A 6,433-nucleotide genomic window follows, 5' to 3' on the forward strand; every position below is an offset into this window, starting at 1 on the left:
AAAATGATTGACCCCATTCGTTTAGTTAAAACTTTTGTCGAACTTGCTCAAATTAATAGCGAAAGTTTTAAAGAGGGAAAATTGGCAACTTTTATTGTCAATAAGATGGCGAGCATGGGTATTGACGTAAGAGTTGACATTTCTCTGGAGCAGATTAAAAGCGATACAGGAAATTTAATTATCAGATTTCCCGGAAATAAATCTGTCCCGAGGATTTTATTTATGGCTCACATGGATACTGTTTCGCCGGGCAAAGGCATTCAGGTAATGGTTGAAAACGATGTGATTCAAAGTGTTGGGGATACAATATTAGGAGCTGATGACAAAGCCGGTATTGCTGCGATCATCGAACTTGTTGAAGTTTTGAATTATGAGCGAATTGAACATGGTGACATTATGGCAATTCTAACGGTAGCTGAGGAAAAGGGTAGTATTGGTGCCAAAAATATAGATTACAAAAATTTAAAGACAGATTATGCTTTTGTTTTGGATGGCGAGGGGCCGGTTGGAGGGATAATTACCCAAACTCCTACACAAAATATCATAAAAGCAAAGTTTATCGGTAAATCAGCCCATTCCGGGATTTCACCTGAAATCGGAATAAATGCTATTCAGGCGGCGTCAAATGCAATTTCAAGGATGAAGCTGGGAAGATTAGACGAAGAAACTACGGCAAATATTGGCGTGATTAGAGGTGGCACGTCCTTTAATGTAGTTGCCTCCGAGACCTACGTTGAGGGCGAAGTGAGGAGTTTTTCAATGGAAAAACTTAAAACTCAAACTGAACATATAATGGATTGTTTAACCGAAAGCGCGAAAGATATTGGAGCCGAGGTTAAAATTAATACCGTTCGCGGTTTTACCGGTTACAACTTGAAACCAGATAATAAAGCTATAGCCATTGCTTCGGAGGCTATTAAAAAGGCGGGTTTGACACCCAAATTAGTAACAACCGGCGGCGGGAGCGACGCAAACGTGCTGAACGAGAAAGGGATTGACGCGGTCAATTTAGCGACAGGGATGGTTAATCCTCACTCGAAAGATGAATCAATTACCGTAAAAGAGCTTGAATCATTAACCAAAGTATTGTTAGAGATTGTAAAAATTGCTTTACAAAATAAGATATGATTGATTTTAGAGAAGGTACTGTAAATGAAATTGTTAGACGAAGAAAAGACCTCACAGAGATTAAAGTTAAACTTGAGGTTGATACTTGTATTGCAGTAAATTTAGACTCTTTAACTGGGGATATAGCTATTGGAGACAGAGTTGTTTTAAACACGACGGCAGTTGAACTTAATCTGGGAACCGGCGGGAAACACTTTGTTTTGTGGAACTTTAGACATCATGTCATAAAAGCTTCCGGGGCCGGCCACATAATGAAACTTAGATATACGCCTCTCCAATTGAAACTTCTTTCCGTAGAAGAACAAAAAAGTCCCTACCATAAAGTTATGCAAAACACTGACTTAAAAGGAATGCCAGTTATAGTCGGCAGCATTCATAGCCAGTTACCGGCTGTTGCGGCTACTATTAAAAATATCGATTCCTCGGTTAAAATTGCTTACGTGATGACGGATGGAGGTGCTTTACCCATCGTTTTCAGCGACCTGGTTTATAAACTCAAAACATTAAACCTTATTGATGCAACCATAACTGCAGGTCATGCATTTGGCGGCGACTATGAAGCGATAAATGTTTACAGCAGTTTAATTGCCGCTAAATATGTTGCTAAAGCAGATATTGCAGTGGTAATTATGGGGCCGGGAATTACCGGAACAGATACCCCTTTGGGTTTTAGCGGTATTGAGCAGGGGGAAATTATTAATGCCGTCCATAATTTAAATGGTCAAAGCATAGCTATCCCCCGGATAAGTTTTAGCGACAAGCGAGAGCGGCACTATGGAGTAAGTCATCATACACTTACTTGTTTATCTAAAGTGGCTTTGGCAAGCTCTGTGGTCACTTTGCCTGAAATGTCCGCGGATAAGATGGAAATTGTCAATAATCAGTTTAGACAGTGCGGGGTAAATTCCAAACACAAAATAGAGATCATGGCCAATGACGAAACTTTGTCCTCACTTGAAAAATATGATTTAAAAGTAACAACGATGGGCAGAACCTCTTCTGAAGAGCCGGAGTTCTTTAAGGCAGCCGGTTGCGCCGGTCTTTATGCCCTGAGATTACTGAAAAGATCAGGTGAAAAGATTGTCGGAAGCTGAGTATTTTGACAAAAAGTTTAAAAAGATAAAATCTAAAGTCATGTTCAAGGGCAAAATTTTAAATTTGCGATTAGATGAGGTTGAGTTGCCCAACGGAAAGATAGTGGAGCGTGAGGTTGTTGAACATAAAGGGGCAGTTGGCATAGTGCCCGTCACATCGGATAATGAAGTTGTTCTAATTAAGCAGTACAGGTACCCCATCGATAAAGTAATTTGGGAGATACCGGCTGGATTACTCGACGAAGATGAGAGCCCTTTAAGTTGTGCTATCCGCGAATTAAAAGAAGAAACGGGATATACCGCCAAGACATTTATCAAGATGGCTGAATTTTATCTTACTCCGGGAAACAGCAATGAATACTTTCATCTCTATTTGGCGAAAGACTTAACAGAAGGAGACACGAAACTCGAAGATGATGAATTTTTAGAGTTAAAACATGTTTCTTTAGAAAATGCTTTAAAGTTAGTTATGAGTAATGAAATTAAAGACGCAAAAACTATGATTGGCTTTTGTTTGGCCGAAAAAATTCTTAAAAATCAAAAAGATAAGTCATGAAAGAACTATTAAGAAATTATTTAAATTATCTAAGTGTCGAAAAAGGTTTAGCAAAGAATTCAATTGAGGCTTACAAAAGAGATTTAACAAATTATCTTGAGTTTCTTAAGAAAAAAAACATTAGCTCGGCCGATAAAATAGATTATCAAATCATTTTGGATTACCTAACTAAACTTAAAAAAAAAGGTTTAGCTGCTAGCACAATATCTCGAAACGTGGCGGCAATAAAAACATTTCACAAGTTTTTGGTTCAAGAAGGGGTAACGGAAAATTTTCCCACTGTAAATCTTAAATTTCCTAAAGTTCCCCGAAAACTTCCAAGGGTATTTTCAGTTGACGAAATAATAAATTTACTCAATCAGCCGAATGGTGTCACTCCGGCCGGGCTAAGAGATAAAGCAATTTTAGAGTTTCTTTATGGTGCGGGAATTAGGGTATCTGAGCTGGTTTCTTTAAACGTTGAAGATATAGATTTTGAGTCCGGTTATATTCGTGTTTTTGGGAAAGGCTCCAAAGAACGCATTGTGCCGATAGGTTCTTATGCCTTAGAGTCTGTTTCTAATTATATAAAAAACGGCAGGATAAAGATGACAAAAGGACGTTACGGCAGCGCGCTTTTTCTAAATCAACGGGGCGGGAGATTGACCCGGCAAGGTTGTTGGAAGCTCTTGAATAAATATGCCGGACAAGCCGGTTTGAAGAACATTCATCCTCATTCACTGCGTCACTCCTTTGCAACTAACTTATTACAAGCAGGAGCCGATTTGCGTTCCGTTCAGGAGATGCTTGGCCATGCGGATATATCAACCACTCAAATCTATACCCATGTGAGCCGGGAACATTTGAAAGAAGTCTATATGATGAATCATCCGAGAGCGAGGAAGAAATAAAAGCAAGGGTAATGGGGGAAAGGAAATCAGCCTCCCTGATATCTAATACAGATCAGCATCTGGCAGCCATCAGTTGTAAGCCTTCAGGAAAACAAAATATGAGCAGAGAAAGGGCACAGAGATTTAATTCCCTCCTCCTTGACGGGGGAGGATTAAGGTGGGGGTGAAAAGTTCCCATTCGTCATTGCGCCTGCCCGCCGGTAACTGTCTCAGATAGGCGGGAGGAGCGGTAGCGACAAAGCAATCTCAAGCTCACGCATCATTGCGAAGGAGTGTAATGACCGAAGCAATCTCAAGGTTTTAAAATGTTTTTAAATTTACAATTTGCACTTTCCAATTTTCATTTTACAATGGAGCCGTAGGCGACGTGGCAATCTCTAAACTGTCAATTATCAATTTATAACTACCAACTGAACAAAGGAGAATTTGTTTGCAAAAATCAAAATTTAATCGAGCAATAATCATAGTGTTAGACAGTGTAGGTGTTGGAGAGCTTCCTGATGCTTACAAGTATGGCGATAAGGGAAGTAACACACTTGCGAACACCGCCAAAGCAGTTAGAGGGTTAAAACTTCCCAACTTTCAAAAGCTCGGCTTTGGAAATATCATCGACGTTGAAGGCGTTGAGCCGTCAAGAACCCCATTGACCTCATTTGGCAAAATGGCCGAGAAATCAGCAGGCAAAGACACAACCACAGGTCACTGGGAGCTTATGGGGCTCCACCTTCCCAATCCCTTTCCGGTTTATCCAAATGGTTTTCCAAAAGAAGTAATTGATGAATTTGAAAAGAAAATCGGCCGAAAAATTTTATGCAACAAACCTGCTTCCGGCACCGAAATAATTAAAAAATTGGGCGAAAAACACGTAAAAACAGGGTATCCCATAGTTTATACATCGGCAGATAGCGTTTTCCAAATTGCCGCGCACAAAGAGGTTGTTTCGTTAAATGAGCTTTATAAGATGTGTGAAATTGCTCGAAATATCTTAAGAGGCAAGCACAGCGTTTGCCGGGTAATTGCCAGGCCCTTCACAGGAAAACCGGGTAGTTTTGTTCGTACATCTGAGCGACGTGATTATTCCGTCAAACCTCCAGGCAAAACAGTTTTAGACTATGCGATAGATGCGGGATTAAAAGTGTTTGCTGTCGGCAAAATAAGCGAGATATTTGTCAACCAGGGAATAACTGAGGTGGTGCACATCGATAACAATATGGATGGGGTAGATAAAACGCTGGCTTATATGGATAAAAAAGATAAGGGAATTATCTTTACGAATCTTGTAGATTTCGACATGCTCTGGGGCCATCGAAATAATCCGGAGGGTTATGCTAAGGGATTAGAAGATGTTGATAAACGAATTCCGGAAATCATCGAGAACCTAAAGCCAAATGACATCCTTATATTTACCGCGGACCACGGATGCGATCCAACGACCCCAAATACCGATCACTCCAGAGAATACGTTCCATTACTTGTTTATGGAGAAAGAATTAAACCGGGAGTTAATCTTGGTATTAGAAAGTCTTTCTCCGATTTAGGGAAGACCGTAGCTGAACTTATGGGTTTTAAGGCACTGGTTGAAGGAGAAAGTTTTGCTGAAATAATAGTGATTTAGAGATAACCACTATTATTTTTTGTATTTTTAAAGAATAAACTTTCTTTGTGGGTTGCTCCAAGGCTCTGGTTTACCTCCTTATTCATTCGACTCTTACAGTGCGAAGACTGGTTCCTTCATTTTCTTACTCGCCTAAGAAAACGAAGCAAAAGAAGGGCAGCCGATCATTTTTTGAACGGCTCCAAAATATCGGTTCTTCAGGCGCCTGCAGAACTCGTCAGGCTAAACTATATCCTTCCCTTTGGCTTCAAAAAGCCAAAGCTCCCAACTGCGTTGTAAGACGGATATAAGCCTGACTCAAACAGCTTCGGCTTATTTCCTGAACAACCTATTTCTCCCTGCCTGCCGGTAGGCACGGCGCCTAAAAATGATATGGCGTTAAGTAGATACGGCACATAAATAAAAAATAGCGTGCTCATATGCCTGCCCGCCTCTGGAGGGTCGCCAATAAACAACCCACCCGGGTTTTAAAAGACCAAAATCAACAAACAGCTCTTTTAACTTTCATGGAGGATGGAAACTGGAGACTGGCGGTTGTATTTAAATGATATGGCAATTAGTATCTAACAGATAACAGCTGGTTGGTAGCTAATAGCTGGAAGTCCATTGCTGACGGCTGGTCATTGCGAGGAGCGTTAGTGACGCGGCAATCTCAAGGTTTTAAAATGTTTTTAAATTTACAATTTGCACTTTCCAATGGAGTCGTAGGCAACATGGCAATCTTATTTGAATAACCAGACAGTTTATCAGCTAAATTGATATTTTATTAAACATAATTTGCAGTTTACCCACAAGGAATGGAACCTCGTTAAAAACACTTATTTTAAACAGGCGATAGATCTCTTAAAGGGTTAAAATTAAGCTTATTAACCCGGAATTTTTTTAATACCTCTTTTTAAAAATTTAATATAAACTTAAAACTTGTTAGAAATCGCACTTTCTGATATCGTCACGATTAGATTATTTCCTCTATGAAAGGCGTAAAATGAGGGCATATGATGTAATAGCCAAAAAACGTGATGGTGAAAAACTTACGTCAAAAGAGCTTGGATTTATGGTGCAAGGATTTGTTGAGGGGGAAATCACCGATTACCAAATGTCGGCTTTTCTTATGGCTTGCTATATCAGGGGTTTAGACGTTGATGAAACG

General features: G+C 39.9%; 5 protein-coding genes. All 5 read left to right on the forward strand.

Annotated elements, in window-relative coordinates:
- The first annotated feature begins 3 nt into the window (after nucleotides 1-3).
- The 5 genes from Q7U95_RS06510 to Q7U95_RS06530 all read left to right on the forward strand — a co-directional run bounded on the left by Q7U95_RS06510 (nucleotide 4) and on the right by Q7U95_RS06530 (nucleotide 5,283).
- A complete protein-coding gene (locus tag Q7U95_RS06510; protein WP_308752926.1) occupies nucleotides 4-1,128 on the forward strand; it encodes a M20/M25/M40 family metallo-hydrolase in 1,125 nt (374 codons plus the stop codon).
- Nucleotides 1,125-2,222 carry a DUF3866 family protein gene (locus Q7U95_RS06515; protein ID WP_308752928.1) on the forward strand — a complete coding sequence of 366 codons (1,098 nt, stop codon included), beginning with the start codon at nucleotides 1,125-1,127 and terminating at the stop codon, nucleotides 2,220-2,222. The genes Q7U95_RS06510 and Q7U95_RS06515 overlap by 4 nt, the downstream gene beginning before the upstream one ends.
- Nucleotides 2,209-2,778, forward strand: a complete 570-nt coding sequence (locus Q7U95_RS06520; protein ID WP_308752930.1) for an NUDIX hydrolase — start codon at nucleotides 2,209-2,211, stop codon at nucleotides 2,776-2,778. Before Q7U95_RS06515 ends, Q7U95_RS06520 begins: the two co-directional genes overlap by 14 nt.
- The gene (xerD, locus tag Q7U95_RS06525; RefSeq protein ID WP_308752933.1) at nucleotides 2,775-3,668 is read left to right on the forward strand and encodes a site-specific tyrosine recombinase XerD; all 894 of its coding nucleotides are present in this window, start codon (nucleotides 2,775-2,777) and stop codon (nucleotides 3,666-3,668) included. The genes Q7U95_RS06520 and xerD overlap by 4 nt, the downstream gene beginning before the upstream one ends.
- Nucleotides 3,669-4,098: 430 nt before the next feature.
- Nucleotides 4,099-5,283, forward strand: coding sequence for a phosphopentomutase (locus Q7U95_RS06530; RefSeq protein ID WP_308752935.1), 1,185 nt, complete (start codon nucleotides 4,099-4,101; stop codon nucleotides 5,281-5,283).
- Nucleotides 5,284-6,433 lie beyond the last annotated feature (1,150 nt).

The sequence above is a fragment of the Candidatus Oleimmundimicrobium sp. genome, assembly GCF_030651595.1.
Taxonomy (GTDB): Bacteria; Actinomycetota; Aquicultoria; order UBA3085; family Oleimmundimicrobiaceae; genus JAUSCH01.

What these genes read in the sequence shown, in the direction of transcription:
- Q7U95_RS06515 (WP_308752928.1), top strand. Translation starts at nt 1,125, where the DNA reads ATGATTGATTTTAGAGAAGGTACTGTAAATGAAATTGTTAGACGAAGA.
- Q7U95_RS06510 (WP_308752926.1), top strand. Translation starts at nt 4, where the DNA reads ATGATTGACCCCATTCGTTTAGTTAAAACTTTTGTCGAACTTGCTCAA.
- xerD (WP_308752933.1), top strand. Translation starts at nt 2,775, where the DNA reads ATGAAAGAACTATTAAGAAATTATTTAAATTATCTAAGTGTCGAAAAA.